The sequence below is a fragment of the Fibrobacter sp. UWP2 genome (assembly GCF_900141705.1).
Taxonomy (GTDB): domain Bacteria; phylum Fibrobacterota; class Fibrobacteria; order Fibrobacterales; family Fibrobacteraceae; genus Fibrobacter.
Genome location: NZ_FQYM01000001.1, coordinates 50,419 through 72,297, shown reverse-complemented (window position 1 = coordinate 72,297; position 21,879 = coordinate 50,419). Strand labels below are relative to the sequence as shown.

General features: G+C 56.2%; 18 protein-coding genes. 15 read left to right on the top strand and 3 right to left on the bottom strand.

Going from position 1 to position 21,879, the window contains the following annotated elements; all coding sequences use genetic code 11:
- Position 1: 1 nt before the first annotated feature.
- The 5 genes from BUB55_RS00310 to hisB all read left to right on the top strand — a co-directional run bounded on the left by BUB55_RS00310 (position 2) and on the right by hisB (position 5,594).
- A complete protein-coding gene (locus BUB55_RS00310; protein WP_073187185.1) occupies positions 2–814 on the top strand; it encodes a S41 family peptidase in 813 nt (270 codons plus the stop codon).
- 111 nt (positions 815–925) lie between these two features.
- Positions 926–3,391, top strand: coding sequence for a putative LPS assembly protein LptD (locus BUB55_RS00305; RefSeq protein ID WP_234971732.1), 2,466 nt, complete (start codon positions 926–928; stop codon positions 3,389–3,391).
- Between the two features lie 51 nt (positions 3,392–3,442).
- Positions 3,443–4,006, top strand: coding sequence for a Maf family protein (locus BUB55_RS00300; protein ID WP_073187183.1), 564 nt, complete (start codon positions 3,443–3,445; stop codon positions 4,004–4,006).
- 2 nt (positions 4,007–4,008) lie between these two features.
- The gene (locus BUB55_RS00295; RefSeq protein WP_234971731.1) at positions 4,009–5,010 is read left to right on the top strand and encodes a helix-turn-helix domain-containing protein; all 1,002 of its coding nucleotides are present in this window, start codon (positions 4,009–4,011) and stop codon (positions 5,008–5,010) included.
- Positions 5,010–5,594 carry an imidazoleglycerol-phosphate dehydratase HisB gene (gene hisB, locus BUB55_RS00290; RefSeq protein WP_073187181.1) on the top strand — a complete coding sequence of 195 codons (585 nt, stop codon included), beginning with the start codon at positions 5,010–5,012 and terminating at the stop codon, positions 5,592–5,594. The genes BUB55_RS00295 and hisB overlap by 1 nt, the downstream gene beginning before the upstream one ends.
- Positions 5,595–5,601: 7 nt before the next feature.
- On the opposite strand, the gene BUB55_RS00285 is transcribed toward hisB, so the two are convergent.
- Positions 5,602–6,210, bottom strand: coding sequence for a hypothetical protein (locus BUB55_RS00285; RefSeq protein ID WP_073187694.1), 609 nt, complete (start codon positions 6,208–6,210; stop codon positions 5,602–5,604).
- A gap of 99 nt (positions 6,211–6,309) precedes the next feature.
- Between BUB55_RS00285 and BUB55_RS00280 the strand changes: the two genes are divergently transcribed.
- The 6 genes from BUB55_RS00280 to BUB55_RS00255 all read left to right on the top strand — a co-directional run bounded on the left by BUB55_RS00280 (position 6,310) and on the right by BUB55_RS00255 (position 15,525).
- Complete coding sequence (locus BUB55_RS00280; protein WP_073187179.1) at positions 6,310–6,609, top strand: type B 50S ribosomal protein L31; 300 nt, start codon at positions 6,310–6,312, stop codon at positions 6,607–6,609.
- Between the two features lie 66 nt (positions 6,610–6,675).
- Positions 6,676–7,566, top strand: a complete 891-nt coding sequence (locus BUB55_RS00275; protein WP_073187178.1) for a hypothetical protein — start codon at positions 6,676–6,678, stop codon at positions 7,564–7,566.
- 145 nt (positions 7,567–7,711) lie between these two features.
- Positions 7,712–11,131, top strand: a complete 3,420-nt coding sequence (locus tag BUB55_RS00270; RefSeq protein WP_073187176.1) for an MFS transporter — start codon at positions 7,712–7,714, stop codon at positions 11,129–11,131.
- 37 nt (positions 11,132–11,168) lie between these two features.
- The gene (locus tag BUB55_RS00265; RefSeq protein WP_234971730.1) at positions 11,169–13,727 is read left to right on the top strand and encodes an NPCBM/NEW2 domain-containing protein; all 2,559 of its coding nucleotides are present in this window, start codon (positions 11,169–11,171) and stop codon (positions 13,725–13,727) included.
- A complete protein-coding gene (locus tag BUB55_RS00260; RefSeq protein WP_073187174.1) occupies positions 13,724–14,812 on the top strand; it encodes a glycosyltransferase in 1,089 nt (362 codons plus the stop codon). The genes BUB55_RS00265 and BUB55_RS00260 overlap by 4 nt, the downstream gene beginning before the upstream one ends.
- An 8-nt stretch (positions 14,813–14,820) precedes the next feature.
- On the top strand, positions 14,821–15,525 hold the full coding sequence (locus tag BUB55_RS00255; RefSeq protein WP_234971729.1) for a hypothetical protein: 705 nt from the start codon (positions 14,821–14,823) through the stop codon (positions 15,523–15,525).
- Between the two features lie 26 nt (positions 15,526–15,551).
- On the opposite strand, the gene BUB55_RS00250 is transcribed toward BUB55_RS00255, so the two are convergent.
- Both BUB55_RS00250 and BUB55_RS00245 read right to left on the bottom strand, forming a co-directional pair.
- Positions 15,552–16,916 (bottom strand): GntR family transcriptional regulator, encoded by a 1,365-nt coding sequence (locus tag BUB55_RS00250; RefSeq protein WP_073187172.1) that lies wholly within the window; start codon positions 16,914–16,916, stop codon positions 15,552–15,554.
- 88 nt (positions 16,917–17,004) lie between these two features.
- Positions 17,005–17,997, bottom strand: coding sequence for a glycoside hydrolase family 16 protein (locus BUB55_RS00245; RefSeq protein ID WP_073187170.1), 993 nt, complete (start codon positions 17,995–17,997; stop codon positions 17,005–17,007).
- Positions 17,998–18,190: 193 nt separating this feature from the next.
- Here BUB55_RS00245 and BUB55_RS00240 point away from each other — a divergent pair, with 193 nt between their 5' ends.
- The 4 genes from BUB55_RS00240 to BUB55_RS00225 are packed head-to-tail and all read left to right on the top strand — an operon-like array spanning position 18,191 to position 21,865.
- Positions 18,191–18,454 (top strand): chorismate mutase, encoded by a 264-nt coding sequence (locus BUB55_RS00240; RefSeq protein WP_073187168.1) that lies wholly within the window; start codon positions 18,191–18,193, stop codon positions 18,452–18,454.
- Positions 18,454–19,626 carry a prephenate dehydrogenase/arogenate dehydrogenase family protein gene (locus BUB55_RS00235; protein ID WP_234971728.1) on the top strand — a complete coding sequence of 391 codons (1,173 nt, stop codon included), beginning with the start codon at positions 18,454–18,456 and terminating at the stop codon, positions 19,624–19,626. Before BUB55_RS00240 ends, BUB55_RS00235 begins: the two co-directional genes overlap by 1 nt.
- A complete protein-coding gene (locus BUB55_RS00230; protein WP_073187164.1) occupies positions 19,626–20,990 on the top strand; it encodes a 3-phosphoshikimate 1-carboxyvinyltransferase in 1,365 nt (454 codons plus the stop codon). Before BUB55_RS00235 ends, BUB55_RS00230 begins: the two co-directional genes overlap by 1 nt.
- The gene (locus BUB55_RS00225) at positions 20,987–21,865 is read left to right on the top strand and encodes an NAD(+)/NADH kinase (protein WP_073187162.1); all 879 of its coding nucleotides are present in this window, start codon (positions 20,987–20,989) and stop codon (positions 21,863–21,865) included. Before BUB55_RS00230 ends, BUB55_RS00225 begins: the two co-directional genes overlap by 4 nt.
- The last annotated feature ends 14 nt before the right edge of the window (positions 21,866–21,879 follow it).

Below are 21,879 nucleotides of genomic sequence, written 5' to 3'. Positions count from 1 at the left end.
TATGAAGAATCTTGTGAAGGCTTCTCTTGTGGCGGCGATGCTTGCCGCCCCCCTCATGGCCGATGAATCTTTCGGCGGTATCGGTATCACCATTTACCAGGTCAAGGATGGTGTACATGTGGCCGAGGTCATCCCGGGCACTCCGGCTGCCGAGACCAAGCTCCAGGCTGGCGACGTGATTACCGCCGTGGATGGTGTCGCCCTTGCCGGTCACGACATCGATTTTTCGAAGGACCAACTCCGTGGGCAGGTCAACAAGCCCCTCGAAATCACTTACATTAGCGAAGGCGAAACCTATACCGCCACCCTCCGCCGTGCCCAGATCACTGTGAAGGACCTGAACAACAAGGACGTGTCGGCCTGGTACGGCGACAAGGCCGAGCTCAACGCCCAGGAACTGGAGACCTTTGCCAGCGCCAAGGTGAACGACAAACAGCTGGTGGCCGTGCTCAACAGGGGTAGCCTCGTTAAGGAAGATGCCCGTGTGGCGACGGCGGACTTCAACGGCATTTATGTGGAGAAGGCTGAACAGTTTGGACCCAAGGTGCAAACGAACAACGTTGTGCGCAATAACGACATCGCCCTCCGCGGCTTTACCCGCAAGGCGGTGAGCTACAGCGTTAAGACCCCGGGCAAGACTGTGGTGACTATCATGAACGCCGACGGCGAACAGGTGGCTAGGCTCGTGAATGACGGCGCCCTCGCCGGCATCAACACCGTCGCCTGGGACGCCTCCAACATCCCGAGCGGTCGCTATATGGTGAGCATTGACCATAACGGCTCTGTGAGCGGCAAGTTTGCTATCTTGAAGTAAACAGGCAAAACGACCACTCGTTTTACGAGAACCGTTCGCTCATTTGTTTTTGAATAAATTTGAAAGAATCCCCGCTTTTTTAGGCGGGGATTTTTCTATCTTGCGGTTCACGTGATTTTATCTAGAACCCATAGGCTCCTGTGGGCCGTTTTGGTGTTTTTACTGGCGCTTATCGCTGCTCCTTCCGTGCACGGACAGGAGCTTACCCGCTTTGAACTCGAAGAACGCGAACAGGTCGAAGAAGACACCACCGAGGTGGACTGGATGAACGATACCACGGGGACCGATACCATCGAGTACCGTGCCGTGGACCTGGTGTACGACGTGGAAAAGTCCACCTTCAACCTGAACAACAGTGCCCAGCTCAAGTATCGCACGGCGACCCTCGATGCCGACACCATCCTCTTTGACCAGGAGAACGAGGTGCTGGTGGCGGCGGGCGAGCCGGTTTTGCGCGAGACCAAGAACCCCTCGCTTTCGGGTATGCGGCTCAAGTACAACATGAAGAACCGCATAGGCGAGATTTACTACGCGACGACCTACCAAGACAACCAGCAGCTGAACGGCATGGAGGTGCGGCGCCTGCCCGACACGCGCCTGCAAATTGCCCGCGGCGATTTTAGCACCTGTAACGATTCCACGCACCAGCACTTCTATTTTTATGGCCGCCGCATGGTGGTTAAGCCCAAGGAGACCATCACGGCGCGACCCGTGGTGCTGAACATCGCCGATGTGCCGGTGGCAGTACTCCCCATGATTGTGGCACCACTCAAGAGCGGGCGCAAGTCGGGCCTTTTGACGCCCAAGTTCGGCGGAGACCAGGTGCAGGGTTACTACATGAGCAACTTGGGCTTTTATTACGCCCCCAACGATTACTGGGACGCGACCCTCAAGGGCGACATTATCGAGGGCGAGGAGGCGCGGTTCGAGCGCTCGACCATGACGGGCGAGGTGCGCTACAAAAAGCGCTACGTGCTTGACGGTAACGTGAGCTACACGAGCTACCTCGAGGAGTTCGACCTCGCGAACAGCGGCTACGACATCAACTTTGCGCACAACCAGAACCTGACTCCCGACGGCAAGCACACGTTGAGCGGCTCGGGCTCTTTTGTAAGCAGCCAAAGCGTGCGTAAGGACAATGCCCTCGAGGCCGAGACGATTTTGAACCAGCAGGCGAACGCGCAGCTGACCTACTCGGGAAGGTTCAGCAACAACAAGAGCCTCACGGTCAAGGCGAGGCAACAGCACAACCTGGTGACCGACCTCATGGAACGCGAAATCCCCGACATTCAGTACCGGCAGAGCGGTCCCTTGTTCACCTTTGAGTACGACGAGGACGAGATGGCTGCCGAGGACGGCTCCATCGAGACTTACCTCGAAAAGTTCAATTACAGCTTTACGAACCGCTTCAACTACTACACGCGCCGAGCCCAGGACACTATCAACGAGATTGACACGACGGCGGAGTACGTGGGCTACACGGGAACCTACACCCTGGATTACTCGGGCTCGCTCTTTGACGTGATCAACTTGACGCCACGCGCTTCGTTCACCGGCTACTGGACCGGGACGGGCTGGATCAACCCGAATGATTCTGCAAAGTACCGCAAGCGTTACATGAGCCTGGACCCGGAGCACGACGAGTACGGCCAGGTCGCCTACAACCACAATTACAGCATTACCGCCGATACCAAGCTCTACGGTATTTGGGTGCCCGAGATAGGACGCTTTACTGGACTTCGCCACGTGCTCTCGCCAAGCGTTTCGTACACGTATGCGCCCGAGATAGATACGGTCAAAAAGTTCGCGCCGCACCCCTTGCTGGGGCAGACGCCGTACCAGATTGAGCAGAAGACGATCGGCCTCGGGCTGAACAACGACTTCGACATCAAGTACCTCAAGGTGCGGGGGTACAAGCCCGACACCACGAAGGGCGACACCGCGAAGGCGGTGGACGACCAGTACGGGAACCGCCGCCTCTTTACGACGCGCCACAACGTGTCGTATAATTTTGCCGCCGATTCGCTCCAGTGGTCCGACATCACGTCGAGCTTTGGCTTGCAGGTGTTGCCCGACTACATGTTCACGGTGAATACCCGCCACAGCGTTTACCACAGGTTCACTGACGAGCCCACCAAGGCGCAGTTCCCCGAGCTCACGTACTACAGCTACGAACTCTCGCGCAGCTTCCACTGGAGCGGTAACTTTAATGCGGGGCTCCCCTCGCAAATGGGCAAGTACGAGATGCTCAAGTGGTCGTTCGGGCTGGATTACCGCTACACGTTCTCGAGCACGCGCGTGGCGAAGGACTTGTTCCAAGACAACATCAGCCACTCGACGGGACTCAACGCCACGTTCCAGCCCACGGTGAACTGGGAGATGAGCTACAGCACCCGTTACGATTACAACGAAGGCAAGTTCGTGACACACAACTTTACCTTCAACAGGACTTTGCACTGCTGGCAGCTCGACTTCACGTGGACCCCGACGGGCCCTGCTGCGGGTTGGAGCTTTGCCATTTATGTGCGTGACTTGCCCGATCTCAAGTTGAACATGGGCAGCACGGAGACGGATTGACAATGAACAATGAATAATGAGTAATGTGTAATTAATGGTGAATAGTTGAAAATGAAGGTAGATTTAATACTGGCGAGCGGTTCTCCGAGGCGCCGCGAAATACTGACAAAAATTGGCGTTGAATTCCGCGTGGTGGTGAGCGGCGACGAGGAGCACCCGAAATCCAAAAATCCCCTGGACTTCCCTAGGGAAAATGCGGCGGCGAAGGCCCTGGCGGTCTCGAAAAAGGAGCCGGGTGCCGTAGTGCTCGGCTATGACACCCTGGTGTTCCTGGACGGGGTCCCCCTGGGTAAGCCGAAGGACGAGGCGGACGCCCTCGAAATGTTAAATAAACTAAACGGGAAAGCGCACAAAGTAATCACTGGAGTGGCGATTGCGAAAAACGGGCAAGTCGTTGATGCTCAACAAGAAGAAACAAGGGTATATTTTAGAAACAACACATTACAAGAGCTCAAAGATTATGTAAATTCTAAGGACCCGCTAGACAAAGCCGGAGCTTACGGCATCCAAACTCAGGGTGCGAGGCTCATCAGCCGAATCGAGGGGTGCTACTACAATGTGGTTGGGCTCCCGGTGGCCCGTACATTGGATATGTTGGGAAAGTTTAAAGGGTAGATATGACGAATTTGAACCCCATAGAAGACAAAAGGCCCGATGAAAGACTCGGCGCTTATTTGACGCGTGCTCGCGAAGCACGTGGGTTGTCTGTGGATGATTTGGCGAACTTGACCAGGCTTACGGTCAAGAACATCGTACTTATTGAAAGCGGCGACTGGAAGGCCTTCCAGGTAGAAGCCTACCTTCGCGGTTACTTGAATTCCATTTGTAACAAACTTGGCTTGGACTCGAAGCACGTGCTGGATTGGTACAGTGCCGAGTGCGGTTCCAAGTATGCGAGCCTTTTGGCCGAAACTCCAGCCAAGCCGGTGAAGGTGAAAAAGCTGGACGACGAAGATTTGAAGCCCAAGAGCAAGGCCGTGCCAATAGTGATTGTGGTGCTTGGACTGGCATTTGTGGTCGGGTCTCATTTTTTGAAGGATTTGGGCAATGCCGAGGCAGTTGCTGAGCAGCCCAAGGCAACTGTGGTCGAAGAACCGGTTGCTGCCGAGACTCCCGAAATGCCCGAGGGCGCCGAGGCGGTTCCCGCCGATTCGCTGCAGGTGGATTTTGCCGCGGTGGATTCTGTGAAGAAGGCTTCCGATAGCACGGTGACGCAGGCGCAGGTGGACGAAGCGATAAAGAAGTCGGACCTTCCTGAATCGGCGACGATTTTTATCTCGTCGACTTCGACCAAGAAGGACAGTGCCGAAGTGAAGCCTGTCTCGAACCACGGCAAGACGAAGTTTGAACTGATCGCCTCCGGTGAAATGCGCACCTGGGTTGGCCTCAAGCGCCACGAAGACGACGGCGCCTTTTTGAAAGAGGCTAACCTTGCCAAGGCGGGCGTCAAGATGGTCTACAACTCTAGTGATACTTTGTATGTAGTCATCGGCGAACCGCGTGCCATTTCGAAACTGATTCTCAACGGGGTCGAAACGCCGCTCCCCGAGATGAAGTTTGGCCGCGTGACCCGCTTTACTGTTTATGACGGTGCCATTCTTCCAGTAGGAACAAACTAATGCGCAGTGCAAAAATTACCAGAAAGACCGGCGAGACCGACATTGAACTCTCTTTGAACCTGGACGAGGCGAGCCGCGGCAAGGTGGATTCGGGGAACGCCTTTTTGGACCACATGCTGGACTTGTTCCAGGTGCACGGCGGGTTCCATTTGGACTTGACCTGCAAGGGCGACACTGCCGTTGACATGCACCACAGCATGGAAGACATTGGCATTGTGCTTGGACAGGCGCTTGTGGAGTGCCTGGGCGACAAGAAGGGCATTGAACGCTACGGCTTTTACTTTGTGCCGATGGACGAGGCTTTGAGCCGTGTGTGTATTGACTTTAGCAACCGCATAGGCTTTGTGTGGAACGTGAATCTCCCGGCCGCCATGGCGGGTGGCATCGAGGCCAGCATGTTCGAGCACTTCTTTAAGACGGTCTGCGAGAACGCCCGCATGAACTTGCATGTGGAATTGTTCTACGGTAATGATAACCACCACTGCCTCGAGAGCATTTTCAAGGCGTTCGCCCGCTCTGTGGCGATGGCTGTTGCCCCGAGCCGCAACCTGAAGGGCGTGCCCAGTAGCAAGGGCGTGCTGTAGGATTTCGTTAAATCCTCGGAACTCGCACTTTGTCGCCGGCTTTGAGGTGCTCTAGCATGACGCCGGCGTTTACCGACTGGAGGGTCGAGAGCACGTAAAAGCGGGGGAGGTTCTGCGAACCGGCACCGTAGGTCCGCTTGAGCAGCTTGAAAAGGTCGTCGCCTTCGCGGGCTTCGACCACCTTGTAAAGACTCGGGTTCGACGGGTCGGACTGGAGGGCGGAGAGCGCCGTGCTGAACTTGTCCATAAATTCCTCGGCGCTGCGGTTTGGCGAAGCGGCCGTGGCTGAACCGGCGCCATTGTTGCCCCTGTGGCCAGCCTTGGCTGCCCTGGGCGGCTCCTTTTTGCCGGTCACAGAACTGGGAAGCAAAAAGGTGGGTGCTTTGTAGGCGTTCATCGCAATGTTCGGCTTGTCTTTGGCGTCTTTTTTGAGGGGTTCCAGCGCCAAGATGGAATCGAGGGAGGCTACGTAGTTGCTGTCGGGCCACTCGAGGAGGGGCATTTTTTTGTCGACCTCGATGATTGAGGCGTGGGGCGCGTCGCCCTTGCAGGCGCAAAGGCTCAGGGCCATCCCGGCCAAAACGATTGTTCCGAACACGAAAAACGCTTGTTTCATGCTCCCAAAAATACTAAAAATGCCGCCCTCGCTTGCCAAAATGCCGAATATAGTCTAAATTTGGGACTTTCAAACTCACTTCAATAGGAAGTTATCAAAATGAAAGAAGGTATCCACCCTAACTATCAACCGGTCGTGTTCGTCGATGCGAATACGGGTAAAGAATACATCACCCGCTCCACGAAGTCTTCCGCCGAAAAGAAGACTATCGATGGTGTTGAATATAGCGTAATTTCCCTGGAAATTACGGCTGATACCCATCCGTTCTGGACGGGTAAGCAGCATCGCGTGGATACGGCAGGCCGTATCGACCGCTTCAACAAGCGTTTTGCTGGCAACATCACTGGCGCCAAGCGCAAGACCCGCAAGGTTGTGCCCGCCAAGGCTGAAGAAGCATAATTTTTGCAAATTTGGCCCTCCCGTAACGGGGAGGGCTTTTGCGCATTTTAACTACGAGGAAATAAAATGAAGAAATACCTTACTCTGTGTGCCGCAGGCCTCATTGCCCTCGCCATGACTGCTTGCGAAAAGACCGGTACCATCGAAGGTGAAGTCCGTGATGCTTTCACAGACAAAGCACTTGAAATGCCCACTGTGTGGATGGACTCTACGATTTTCTCCACCCTCAAGGAAAAGTACAAGTACAAACAGGAACTCCGCAAGGGCCAGTTCAAGTTCGAAAAGGTCCCTGTGGGCAACTACAGGATTATTGCTGGCCGCTCCAAGTACATCAAGAGCCGCAACTCGGTCTCTACGACCGAAGAGAACCCGAACGCCAAGCTGACGCTCTACATCTATAGCGACCAGATTGACCCGGGCATGTATGTCCCCGGTGGCGACCTCGGCCCCAAGAAGATCTCGAACGAATGGGTAATCTGGTCAACGCAGTGCGACCAGTCCATTGCCGGCTACCGCCTCGCCTTCCCTCAGCAGGATGGTTCCATGAAGGTTCCGCCCAAGGCCGACAAGAAGAAGGGCAAGAAGGGTAAGAAGGGCAAGAAGGCCGCCGCTGCTGCTGCCGCTCCGGCTGGCAAGATGACTCCGCTTCCGGCTCCGCGCGTGATCGAAGGCAAGTTCGAAGTGTTCTACCGCAACGCCGCCTCCGTGACGACTCCGCTCGTTGCCAAGACCTTCCCGGCCAAGGAAGACAAGGTTGCCAACCATAAGGACTGCAAGGGCTTTGACGCTGACGAACGCGGTATCTTTGCCGACAAGGACAACGGCAAGGACCTGACGGTGACCTACATTGCCGAGAACCTGTTCAAGATCAGCGGCGAACTCCTCAAGGGCAAGCAGATCATTCAGTTCTCCCAGGATGGCAAGACCCTCCAGACTTACTACTTTGAAAGCAAGTAATTGCTGAACGAATTTGAAAAACCCGGTGGCCAGATGGCTGCCGGGCTTTTTTATGCCGTAAAACAGCTTTTTTTCCCGGATCGGTCCCGGTTTTGCTCGTGGAAGTGCTAATTTAAAAAGAAACATAAAAGGATAAGCGAAAGACATGAACAAGATCAAAGGCTTTTTCTCTTTCTTCGGGTTGACCTTTACTCAGGTAGCTGTTGCGACTATTGTGATGGGCTACATGGAGCTCTCCCTTTCCCGCATGGGTTTCACGGCTACCGATTCTTGGCAGTTCTACCTGCTTCACCTGCTGTTCCTGTTGCCTTGCATCTTTTTGATGACTCCGGCGGGATTCTTCTCGGACAAGTACCCCAAGGAACGCGTTTTGCTTTGGACTACAGTGCTCTCGATACCTGTGGTGGGCCTCTTTGGTTTTGGCGCCTATACGGCAAACATGCCGGTCCTTTTTACGTCTATAGGGTTGTTCTTTGTATTGCAGGCGTTCCAGGGGCCTGCCCGAAACGGCTACATGAAGGAACTCATGGGCGTGCGCTACTTGGCGAGCGGTACGGGCATTTTGATGATTGTGTCGTTTGTTGCCCTGGTTCTCTCGGGAGCGTGGCTTGCCTTTGCGAGCCTCAAGGAGTTCGTGATTCCCGTGATTTCGGTCGTGGGTGCTATGCAACTCTTTGGCCTAATCTTTGCACTTCGCTTGCCGGCGATTGGCGCCTACGACATGGACCTCCACTTCCCGTGGGACCGCTACTGGAACTTCAAGTTTGCCCGTCGTAAGGTAGCCAAGGCGTGGAACAACCATGCTCTGCGCCAGTCCATTATTGGCCTCAGCATGTTCTGGGTGATGATCTTCCTCATGGTCTTTGTCATCCAGGACCAGTTCGGCTCCGGTAGTCTTTTCCACCAGGACTCCCTGGTGAACTACGCCATCATCGGTACGGCAATCGGTCTCATTCTGGGCTTTGTCTACGCCATGCGCATGTCCAAGAACTTTATCGAGACGGGTCTTGTTCCCATGGGCACGGCGGGTTCCGCCATCTTGATTTTCTTGATTCCCTTGATCCCGCGCCCGTATAACGCGATAGCCTTTACACTCCTCGGTTTTTGCGGCGGTATTTACGCCCTCCCGATGTTCGCGATGCTTTTGTACCACACCAAGCCGCGTTCGGCGGGCCACGTGCTGGCGTTGAACAGCACCACGCAGAACCTTTGCATTATCGCTTTCGACATTTTGGCGATTGCAGCCATCCGTTTCCTTGGCGTTGACAGGATGGACCTGTTCTTTATTTTGGGCGTGCTCTGCTTGGCCGGTACCATATGGGCGCTCTGTGTGATGCCGCAGTCCTTGTTGCGTCAGATTTTCCGCACCACGCTTTCGCTTCACTACAAGTTCCTGGTGAACGGAGTCAAGAACCTGCCGTGGGAAGGTCCCGTCCTTTTGGTTGGTAACCACATCTCTTATATTGACTGGGCGCTTATCCAGATGGCGTCCCCCAGACCGCTCCGCTTTGTGCTGAGTCGCCGTTCTTACGAAAAGTGGTACATTCGCCTGATCCTCACGCAAATGAACGTGATTAACCTGGACTTGGAACACCCCGAAAAGGCGATGGAAGAAGCCCGCGAGGCTCTTTTGCGCGGAGAAGCGGTGGTGGTGTTCCCCGAGAACTGCCTCACGCAGACGGGTAACGTTTGCAAATTCCGCATGGACTACAGCGCGGCGACTAAGGACGTGCCGAACCTCAAGCTGGTCCCGATTTACACGCAGGGCCTGTGGGGGAGTAGCTACTCCATGGCCGACGCCGGTTACCGCGAGATGGTGCACAGCGGCGGGAACCGCGTGGTCTCCGTGGCGTTTGGGGAACCGCTCCCGGTGGATTCCAGCAATGTGCAGGTGATGCGCGCTATCCAGGAACTCTCGATTACGGCTTGGACCAACTACATTCGCAGGCTAAAGCCGGTGGCCTCGGCCTGGATTCGTACCGCCAAGCGCAAAAAGTTCTCCCCGATGATTTTTAGCCCCGACGGCAAGCACTTCTCCGGTTATTCGCTTGCGACGGCGGCATTGACCTTCAGTCATGTTTTTGCAAAGCTTTTGGGCAACGAAAAGTGCGTGGGCGTACTTATCCCGCCTTCGGGCCCGGGCATCATGGTGAACCTAGCGCTCCTCATCAAGGGCAAAACGGTTTGCAACCTGAACTACTCCAGCACACCCGAGAGCATGGACTACTGTTGCAAGGTGGCTGGAGTCCAGACGATCATCACGGCGCACGCCTTTGTAGACAAACTCAAGCAGAAGGGCGTGCCTCTGGAACAGCTTTTGGACAACTACCAGGTCTACTATATGGAGGACGAGGCCAAGGCGGTCAAGAAGCCGACCCTGATTTTGAACTTGTTCCGTGCCATTGTTCTCCCGGCCTGGTACCTGGAACTTAGATTCTTCAAGAAGGTCTCGCTCGACGATGTGGCGACGATCATCTTTAGCTCGGGTTCCGAGGGGCGTCCCAAAGGCGTTGAACTCACGCACATGAACCTGATGGGCAATATCAAGCAGTGCGGCAGCGTTTTGCATGTGCGTCCCGACGACGTGTTCCTTGGACTTTTACCGCTGTTCCACGCCTTTGGCTTTAGCATCACGACCATGCTTTGCATGGTGGAGGGCATCCCGGTGGCGACCTGCCCCGACCCGACCGATATCCGCCTCATTGGCCGTGTTTGCGCCGAGTTCAAGGTGTCTATCATGGTGGCAACGGGCACGTTCCTTCGCATGTGGGGCACGAGCCGCTACATTCACCCGCTCATGTTCTCGCATGTGCGCAGCATTTTTGCCGGCGCCGAGAAAATTCGCGAGGACGTACGCAACCTTTACCGCACCAAGTTCAAACTCGATATTTTCGAGGGCTTTGGCTGCACCGAAACCACGCCGGTTTCGGCCGTGAATACCGAGGACTTTTTGCTCGACGACTTCAAGACGGTCGTGGTGGGCAACAAGCCGGGCACCGTAGGGCGTCCGCTTCCGGGAAGCCAGTTCCGCGTGGTGGACCCCGATACCATGGAAGAACTCCCGCTGGGTGAAGACGGCCTTTTGCTGGTGGGCGGCGCGCAGATTATGCGAGGTTACCTGAATGACCCAGAACGCACCGAGAAAGCGATTGCGGTTATCGATGGCAAACGCTGGTACAAGACGGGCGACAAGGGCCATGTGGACGAAGACGGCTTTATTACGATTGTGGACCGCTACAGTCGCTTTGCCAAGATCGGTGGCGAAATGATTAGCCTTGGCGCCGTGGACTTCAAGATTTCGGAGAACGCGGACTTTGATTCGATCAACCATTTTGCTGTGTCGGTTCCCGACGGTTCCAAGGGCGAAAAGATCGTCCTCATTTATGCGGGCGAACAGAGCGAGGAGGAGGTCAAGGGCATGCTCCGCCAGATTGGCCTCCCGCCTTTGATGGTGCCGGGTGCGGTTGTGAAAGTCGATGAACTCCCGAGGCTTGGGAGCGGCAAGTCCGACGTACAGACCGGCAAAAAAATCGCGATGGAAAGGCTTGGCATTAGCGCCAACTAGTTGATTGAAAAAAGGCTAAAATCTATCTTTTTTGTGTATGAAGAATTCAAATAAAAAGAAAACGGCAGAGATGCCTGCAGAGACGAAACAGCCAAAGAAATCTGTGGTTGAACTTGTTAAAGATTGGGTGGCGTCGCTGCACCTGGGCAAGCCCCAGGCGGTGATGGCTGCAGTCACGTTTACGATTCTTGTGGCCTCGTTCCTCATCTTTAACAACCTCTCGGTATCGTATGCCCGCCGCTGGGACATTGACTGGGGCTACTACAGCATATTGTTGACCTTTGTTCTGCTCATTGCAGGCGTTGTTATCAATATGCCTTTTGTGGCGAAGAACTTCCGCGGGTATTTGCCGCGGGGCAAGGGGCTCTGCGGGCTTGCCATCCTCCTCATTGTTTTTTCGGTGTTCATGTTCGACAACATCGGCAACACCCACCGCGTGCTCTCTGACGAGACCAGCTGGGAGTCGATGGGCCTCCAAATGTACTTTGAACACACGGGTGGTATTTGCAACGAGGGCGTTTGGGTTGACGGCGTACTCGACTGCAAAACGGAAGTGAACAACTTCAAGGGCAAGGCGCTTGGCTTTGTGTATTCGCTGGTGTTCAATTTTATGGAACCCAATCGCGATACCGCCCTCCTGGTGAACTACCCGTTTTACATATTGAGTCTCATCGCGTTCTTCTTTGCGCTTACGCGGTGGTTCAAGAGCGACAAAATCGCGCTTGCAGCTGTGGCGTTTTTGGGCGGCATGCCCATTTACCTTTTGCAGGCGCGATCGGCCTCAACCGAGGTCCTTTACATATTCCTTTTGGCGGCGCTCATGGCGTGGTATGCCTTTGTGCCCACGAACAAGGTGACGTGGAAGCATTTTGTGCTCACGGTGCCGCTGCTCGGCTTTTTTGCCCAGACCCGCCAAGAGACGGTGTTTGCGTTTATCCCGTTTGCCCTCTATTATTACCGCTATTTTCTCGAGAAACCCTACCGTTTGCCCGCCTTTGTGACGGCGGTTGTGGCGGTGAGCTGGCCCTCCATCAACACGATGGCGGCCTACCGCGGTTACGACTTCCAGGGCGGCGAGCATGCGGCGCACTCGTTTGAGAACCTGTGGTTCAACCTCAAGACGAATATCGAGGTCATGATGAACCTGGAACAGGATTCGGCGTTTGGCGGCATTATGCAGAACCCGTTCTACACGACCTTTACCGTGATTTTGCTTGCGGCGACGGCGTGGCTGTTGTTCCGCATGTTCTATTCCCGCCGTTATGTGCGCGGGTTCATTTTGGGGATTTTCTTTTGCATCCAGATTTTTGTGATTTTGCTGAACGTGTCGGGGACCTTTACCATTGACATCAACCAGCGCTATGTGCTGGTGGCGCTCCCGCTGTTTGCCATGCTCATGGCACTGGGGCTTTACGACGCGCTGCAGTTTGCGACCAAGATGCAGCCCGATGCTGCGGCGAAGATTGTGATGTTTGTCGCCTGCGGCTTGTCTTTGGGCCTCATGCTGTATCACGCCCCCAGTTACAAGAACAACATGCTCTATTACAAGAACAAGTTGCTGGGCGAGGAGGACTTCCTCAATACCGAACTCGCGACTTACCCCGAAAACTCGGTGTTCATTTATTCAAGGCCTTGGCAAATGCTTGCGCAGGGGCACAGCGCTTTTAGCGAACGCACTTTTGAAGGCTGGAGCACCGAGGTGTTTGCCGAGTGGATGCAAAAGACGAACGGCAACATTTACCTGGTGCGCGGTCAAGACGGCTACGGCAAGGTGAATCGCGACAGCCGCGTAGTCGGCTTTAAGACGACTGACCAAATTGACCAGATTTTGGACGGCTACAAGAACGAGCGTGTGCTTGTCGAGCCCAAACTCTTTGGCTACCCGCTGGTGATTTACAAGATTATCTCGAAGAGGGGCGTGTCGCAGTACGCGCAGAATTTCATTGTCTCGGAACAGGAGGACGGTCGCTTTGTGTTGAACAAGCGCTTCCCCGAGTCCATTGCCTGCGAATACACGCTGAACGGCGATTCCCAGGCCGAAATGCTCGTGTCCAACGAGGTCGATACGCTCCATTTGGATTCGGCGGACATTCGTTACGGCATGAACCGCGTGCTGTTTAGCTGCTCCATGCCCGACGGCGATACGCTCCCCATTTACAAGGACTTCTTTATCGATGGCGACAAGGTGGCGCTTCTCTCGGCGCTCAAGATGGGCCGCTACTCGCAGGACTGGGGTTCGCCCGAGGTAGACCAGTCGGTGGAACACCACAAGCTGACCCTGGACGGAGAACCGTTCCGCTACGGTATTGGAAGCCATGCGAACTCGATCATTGAATACGAATTGCCTCGCGCCTATGACTTTTTCCACGCGACTGTGGGCCTCGATGACGAGAGCGCCTGCGGTGACGGAGCCTACTTTGTTGTTGAGGCGAACGGTCGTGAACTGGCCCGCTCCAAAAAACTCTATTCCACCGAAAAGCAAAAGCTGGATGTGGAACTCAACGGAGCCATTCATTTGAAACTCCGCATTGAGATGGGTGGCGACAAGGATTGCGACCACGGCGACTGGGCTAACGCCTGGCTGGAGGCCAGGTGAAAATCCTGGTAGCCCCTTTGGATTGGGGGCTGGGGCACGCGACCAGGTGCGTGCCCGTGGTAAGGGAGTTTTTGCGGCAGGGTGCCGAGGTGGAACTGGCGGTGGTCAAGCAGAACGCCAGCCTGTTTCGCGAAATTTTCCCGGAATTGCGCCAACGTATAGCCCCCGGCTACAACGTGGTTTACCCCAGGCATGGGTTCAACATGTGTTTGTGGCTGCTCAAGAACAGCGCCCACCTGAACGCGGTGATGCGTTACGAGCGCCGCTATGCCCAAGAGATGGTGGAACGTCACGGCTACGACATTCTGTTCTCCGACAACCGTTTTGCTTTCCATTCGCCCAAGGCCTACAGCATTTACATGACGCACCAGCGCCGTATTGCCTTCCCGCCGGCGCTTGCCGCCTTTGAGGGCGTGGGCATCAAGTGGCACGCGATGCAAATGAAGAAGTTCGATGAGGTGTGGGTGCCCGACTTGGAGCAGGCTCCCGGTTATGCGGGTGCGCTTTCGCATGTGGACGTAGCGCCGCGCCCGGTGACTTTTGTAGGGGCTTTGTCACGTTTTTCCGAGACGACTTCTGTTGTGGGCACGCCCGCGGGAACCCCCTTGAACGTGGTCGCCATTGTCTCGGGAGTGGAACCCGCACGCACGCAGTTCGAACGGCAGCTTCGCGAAGCCCTGGCGTGCATCCCGGGCCGCCACATGATGATTTTGGGCAAGCCCTCGGCGCCTCAAAAAAGGTGGACCGAAGGCAATATCGAATTCCACAACCACCTGCCCACCGAGGAGTTCAAGCAGGCGGTGCTCCGCGCCAACTGGGTGGTGAGCCGAGGCGGCTACAGCACCGTGATGGACATGGCTGTATTGGGCGCCAAGTGCATTTTTGTGCCCACGCCGGGGCAGTACGAGCAAATCGTTTTGGCACGCGAGCTTTCCAAGGCGGGCTACGCCGTGCAGATTCCCGCCGACGCGCTGAATGCCGACTCCCTTGCAGATGCGTTCAATGCGGATGTGAAGTTGCATCTCCCGTCACAGCAGAACCTGCTTCGCGACGCCGTCACCCGGGTGCTGAGCGCCCGCAAATAAGAGGTTTGATGATGAACAAGTTTGTTTTAGCTTTTCCCATCCCTGTCTTGGAGACGGAGAACTTTATGCTTACCGAGACGGTTTCGGTCACGCCAGAGGCGAAGACTCTGATGGTACCCGGGTGCAGCGTGCAGTTTGGCGTGGTGCGCCACCCGGCCTCTGCAGGCCTCTCGGAGATTTTCAAGGAGCACCAGGAGATTTCGGTCGAGGCGGCCGCGGCCATTGACGCCCACAAGTCCCTGTTGTTCTTGCTGGGCGAGGTCAAGACCGCCGATGACCTGCGCATGGTGAACCTCGCCATACTCAAGTGCTTTGCCGCCGGCGCCACGGGCGTGTACATGCAGCACTCGGGCACGGCGTGGACTGCCGACGCTTTCCGGGAGGAACTGGGCGACGCCGAGTTCCCCATGGACCCGTGGATCAATTTCGTGGAGGGTGAAGACGTGCTCTACACGCTGGGCCTCGAGACCTTCCACCTGCCGGACCTCTGCATTTCGGGCAAGTCGGCGTCGTCGGATGAAGAATTGCGCGACATTCTGGGCGTTGCCGCCGACAGCCTGTTTGTGGACGGCCTTTCGCCCAAATCGGGTACCGAGGTGGACTGCGGCGACGCGGGCGTCTTCACGCTCCGTGCCGAAGCCAAAAACCCCTTTGCCAAGGATGCTCCCGAGTTCAACCGCCAGGGCATTATGCGTCTGGTGAAAAAAGGGTAGTGGCGACTCGATTCTCTAGGGGTAGCTTATTTTTCCACAATCTGGCCCAGAATGTGCTGGACCTTTTTTTTGCCGAGGATGTCGGGGTTCTCGATGCTGTAGAACATGTGGTCCACCAGCGCCTGCGTGTTGAAGTCGTAGGAGGGAATACGCAGCAGGTAGCTCTCGGCGGAGTTGTCGAAGGCGAATATCTTGCCGTGTAGATTGAGGCTCCCTTCGTCTGCCATTTCCAAAAGCACGCCTGCGACCTCGTCGTTCACGCACACCACGGGTAACTGCTCGTAGTCCTTGTTCCTGCTGGTGAGGACGATAATCTTCTTTTTCAAAAGTTCACGCGCGTAAGCTTCCACCGAGAATTTTTCGACGGTCTTGCGGGCAATTTGCTTGTAGTCCCAGGGGCTGGCGAACTCGTTGTCGGTGTAGTCCAGAACGCTGAGGCCCGATTCCTTGAGGCCCGCCATGCGGTCCACCGACCATGAACTGTCGTGGTATGGCGAAAAGTAGGCAACCTGCGTGATGCCTCCCAGCTGCAACTGCCTGCCCATCTCGATTCCGGGAATGGGCCCGAATGTGGAATTGAAGAATGTCCAGTTGGGCTTGTGTAAAAAGCGCTGGGGAAGGCTTGCTTCGGGGAGCTCCCACCACACGGCCACGGGGTACTTGACTCCTGCAAAAATTTGGAGCAGTTGCTGGGGCGTGCTCACCAAAAGCGTAGAGAGTATGGCTCCCACGGCGTTCTTGAAGTCGGAAAGTTTGCAGGCCTTGCCGCTCCGGTCAATGAGTTTGCCGCCGTTCTCGGTGATGCCCAGCAGGGTGAGCTTGTAATGGTCGGCACCCGCCTTTTTGTAGACCATGCGCAAAAAGTCCATTTCGCGTTCGCTCTCGGCGGTAAAGCCGCCCCAGCTGTTGCAGCGGGTCACGAACAGGAGTTCACTGAGCGGGTTTTGGACGGGGGTATGCTTCCTTTGCGTGAACATGAACTGCCGCCCAGAGCGGGTGAGCAACCCTTGCCGCACCGATTTGCCGAGGAAGCGCCGCAACACGGCTTGGGAAACGTTGTAGCGCTGGGCGAGTTCCTTCATGAGGGGGAGCGGCTCATCGGTCTTTAGGAAGCCGCGTTCCCAGTCCTCGCGAAACAGCCGTGAAATCTTTTCGCTTGCCGATTCGCGGGGGAGCGGTAAATCCTCTACGGGCAGGATTCCCGACGACGCCCAGAAGGTTCCTTTGCCCTGGATGCTGCAAATTTTGGACTGCCCTTCGAGAATCCGCAGGGCCGCCTGCACCGTGCTTGACGAGACCCCGTAGGCCTTCATGAGTGCGCGGACGCTGGGGAGGCGGTCGCCGTCCTTGTGTGGGAATTCCAAAAGTTTGTTTGCGAGTTCCTTGCGCATGTTTTAAATATATATAAAAGGGGCGAAGCGCAAAAAAAAACTCACGCGGCATAAAGTCGCGTGAGCTTTGTTGTTTGGGGAGTGATAATTAGAATTTGAAATTGACGCGGTAGCGTTCGTTGCCCTTGACGCGGGCGCCCTTGGCATTCACCGTATGGTGGTACACCTTGGCGGGGGCCGGCTGTGCGTATGCCTGCGGAATCGCGGTGGTCGAACTCGACGATACGGGCGGGAACACCTGCTGGCTGCTGGAGCTTGCCGGAGCCTGGCTGGAGCTGCTCACGGTGGGCTGCGGCTCGTTGTCCTTGGGAACCTGCCCGTTGAAGCTCTCCTGGCCCTTGCGGGTGAGGGCGAGAATCAGCATGCCATCTTTGGAGTAAATGTTCTTGTCGGTGAGGTCCACGCGGTTGCCGTCAAATGTCCAGTCGCCCTTGCCCCAGCGGGAGGCGTTGAAGGTGTCAAAGTTGTCGGTCCAGTCCAGCGTGAAGTCGCTGCCGTTTTCGCCCTGGCCCGGGGTGTACTTGTAGGCCTTGACCCAGTTGATGAACTGGAAAATGGGCAGTTGGTTGGGGTTGAACTGGCCGACCCAATTCGGGTCTTCGGAGGACCAGAGGTTAAAACGGAGTCCCTGCGTGCCCTTGAGGTCGGAAACCTGGCCGCCTTCGGTCTTGCGCACTTCCACGCCGTCCACGGTCCAGCGGACGTAATTCGGGGTCCATTCGAGGCCGTAGGTGTGGAACGCCTGGTCGCATGCCGGGTTCACGTTGTGGTGCTCTTCACTTGTTTTTTGTGCGCCGGCCTTGCCTGTAATGATGTTGGACTGGAAGCTGCTCGGGTTCTTGCCCAAAACCTCGATGTCGACTTCGACCCAGGGCCTACCGTCAGCGATTTCGGAGCCGTTCTGGTAGAGGAACATGGAGCTGACCGTTCCGGAAATGGCTGCCATTTTCATGCGGGCTTCAAATTTGCCGTACTGGAACTCGTCGAGAGTGAAGAGTTCCGCTCCACTGTAATCCTTTGCGCTTGCCAGTGCTGCCATCCCTATAACCATCCCACAGGTTATGATTGATTTGATGTTCATTTTTAAAACTCCTAACAATAACAACAATTAAAATAGGTTGCTGGAGGCTCTCCAACAAGGTTATGTAAAGACAAAATGAATTAAGTGTACCATGTGTTTTATTGTTTTGGGGGATGTCCAAATACAGGCGTCCCCCCGTCAGTTACGCCGGGTTGTCCCATAGACTTCGGTTGTCTTTTCTATCTTTCTCGCTATGGAAATTTCTGACTGGCGCAAACGTATTGACGAGCTGAACGAAGAACTGATCCGTCTTTTGAACAAGAGGGCGGGTTTCGCTGCCGAAATCGGTAAAATCAAAAAGGCCGCCGGTTTGCCGGTGCTCGATTCCGCCCGCGAAGAGTCCGTGCTCGCCGAGGTCGCCGCCAAGGCCGTCGAGGTCGGGGGACCGCTCGGCGAAGAGTCCATCAAGAATATTTTTAAGGCGATAATGCAAGAGACCCGCAAGGTGGAGGAATAATGAAACGCGTTACTCTGGTGGGTTTTGGTCTTTTGGCGAGTTCCATCGCCGCCGCCATAAAGCAGGCGAAACTGCCGACGGTCATCCGTGCGGTGAGTTCCCCTGCGACCCTCAAGCGCGCGGGGGAGCTGGGCCTTGCCGACGAGTTCTTTGAATACGGTGAGACTGAGCAGTGGGCCAAGGACAGCGACCTCATTTTGCTGTGCGCCCCGATCCTCCACATTTTAAAGACCATCGACTCCCTCTCGAAGGTTTCGTGGGCCACCGCAGGCGCTGAACGTACTTGCCTGGTGAGCGATATTGGCAGCACGAAGGTCGAAATATGCAAGGCAGGTGCCAAACTGCCTCCTCCGTTCCAGTTTGTGGGTAGCCACCCCATGGCGGGTTCCGAAAAGCGCACTTGTGAGTTCAATGACCCCGCGATTTTCGAGAACGCCTACTGGTTCGTGTGCCCTCCCGAGGGAACTCCCGAGAGTGTGTACGCCCCGCTCCTTGAACTCGTCAAGTTTTTGGGCGCGAGCGCCGTGGTATTCCCGCCGGAGCACCACGACATGACCATGGGCTGGGTGAGTCATATGCCGCAAATGCTGAGCTCCACCTTGGCGGGGAGCCTGCCCGAATTTTTGCTGAGCCACAACTACCAGCACTACGCCGGACGCGCCTTCCGCGACATGACGCGCATTGCCGCGAGCGGGTGGGGAATGTGGCACGACATTGCCGTGACGAATCGCTCCGAGATGGTGCGCGCCCTGACCGGTGTGCGCGACGGCTTGAACAGGACCATCGATGCGATGAATTCGCTCAAGGTCGTTGAAGACGGCAAGCCCGCTGGCGGCGATTTTACGGGGAAGGACTGTGCCGCCGATAACAGCGCCGCCCTGGCGGGGATTTTCAAGGCCGGGAACGATGGCCGCGCCAGCCTCTTTGTGCCTGGCCGCAACGCCTCGGTCGCTTTCTTCGAGATTACCGTGATGCTCAAGGATAAACCGGGGGCGCTCCTCAGCGTGATGGAGCCCTTGGCGCAAGAGGGCATCAACATTCGCGATATTGAATTGATGAAGGTCCGCGAGAACGTGGCGGGCACGTTGCTGCTCGCGTTCAAAACGCAGGATGAGGCCGTGAGGGCGGTTAAGCTGCTTAACTACCTGGGCTACGAAGTAAAGGAACGTTAATGGATTTTTTGCTGAACCCCGACCGTGAACGCATGAACTTGACGCTGGTGATGGGACTCCTGGTGAACGGGCGTACCGTGCTTGAGGATTTTGCCTGGGCCAGCGGGTCGGAGCGATTTGCCTGCGCCCTCAAGGAATTTGGGCTAAACTACGCGCAGAGCGGGCACCAGCTGGTGCTTGACGGCATGGGCTACCAGTACAGCCTCCCATCCATGCTCCCGTTTGATTTTGACGAACCCGAGAACGTTTTGCTGTGGACGCTCGCGAGCAAGGACACCGAACAGCTTTACACCCTTGCTGCCGAGCCCGACAGGGAAGGCGTCGCCAAGGTGGTCGCAGCCAAGGCGTCGCTGCTCAAGTACTTCAAGGTGAAGGTCGAGACCGATGGGCCGGCGAAGTTCGTGTTCCGTTTTGACGAGGCGGACGTCGCCATCAAAAAGGATTCGCTGGGGGGCATCCCTTATGCCATGCGCAACCGATTGCTGTTGCGTTCGCTCGTCCGCAACGAGTACCTGAGTTTCGAGGAGAAGGTCTCGGTTCATGACCAACTGACCAAGATGCTCATGTACTTTGGCGTGGACCTCAAGTACGAAGGCCGCGGCATGGAACAGCTGAGCGAGTTCGAACGTCGCCTCATGATGGCGCAGGGCAAAAAGATTGAACGCACGCAGTTCACCGAGATGAGCGAAACCCGCGTGATTACCGCCCGCGACTACTATGTGCCGGGCGATACGACCGAGGCCACGGCCCTTGCGGTTTTGACCACGGTGGGGAACATGCCCAAGGAGAACGTGGTCCGCCTTTTAAATGTCGACCTGAATTCGACCCGCGCCGGGGCGCTCACTTGCCTCAAGCGCATGGGCGCCAACGTGGAGACCGTGACCCGCCGCGAAAAGTTCGGCGACGTGTTCGGTGACGTGGAAGTGTTCCCGATGGAAGCGGGCAAACGCCTGCAGGGTCGCCGCTTTGGCGAAGACACCATCGCGACCGGATTCGAGGAATATGCGCTTTTGGCGGTGGCGGCCTGCTTTGCCGAGGGCGAGACCATTTTACGTTTGCCCAAGGAAGTGCGCGAGCGTATGCGCCCCGTTAACGAGTTCTTGGCAGAGAACCTGCGCAAGACCGGTGTGGAAGTGGGCGTGTACGACGACGGCCTGGTGATCCGCGGCATGGAAACCATTGTGAACGGCAGCGACTTTGACGGCGGTGAATGGCCTGCCATTGGGCTTGCCCTCTCGGTGCTTTCGCTCGCTTTGCAGAACGACGAACCTGTGGGCCACAGCGAACTGGTGGAAGCGAGTTACCCGGGAATCTTGGACAAGCTCAAGCAAGTGCTGGAGACCGAGAAGGAGGCTCAAGAATGACGTTCAAAAAGATTGGCATTGTCGGCTTTAAAGACAAGAGTGCCGACCTCGCTTGTGCCCTGAACCAGATTACGGTATGGGCGATGACTCACCGCGAGGTGACGTTCTTTGCCCTCGAAAGTTTGCGCGAGCTGGTGAACAAGCCCATTCGCGTGGTCAAGGAGGCGGGGCTCCACAAGTGCGACTTGCTTTTGGCCATTGGTGGCGACGGCACGGTGTTGACCGCGGCGCATATCGCCCTCGGCTACAAAATACCGATTCTTGGAGTGAACGCGGGACGGGTTGGCTTTTTGGCCGAGACCCGCGTAGAAGATTTGAAGAACACCCTGAACGCGCTTGCCGTCGGCGATTTTTCGACTCGCGACCGTATGATGATTGACGCGAACGTTTTCCATGGCAAAAAGTGCGTTTGCAAGCAGACTGTTTTGAACGAAGTCCACGTGCGTGCCCACGCCCCCGAGCGCATGGTGAACGTGAACGTGGAGTACAACGGCTCCGCGCTGACCGAATACTGGGCCGATTCCCTTTTGGTCTCGACTCCTACGGGATCCACCGCCTACAATTTGGCCGCGGGCGGGCCCATTATCCACCCGTCGACTCCGGCGGTAGTGCTGACGCCCGTTGCCCCGAGCAGCCTCTCGATGCGCCCGCTGGTGCTCTCGCTCTCGCCCAAGACTCTCAAAATCGCCTCGGCCATCAAGAGTCCCGTGGACCTGGTGTTTGACGGCCGCATTGCGAGGGTGATGAAACCTGGCGAAAGCGTGGTCCTTGCCGAGAGCAAGGCCGTGACGACCTTTATCCGTATGCGCCACACGGGATTTGTCGGCGCCCTTAAAGAAAAACTTGGCTGGACGGGAAAACCAAGACTCGCATAGAAAACGGATTGTTT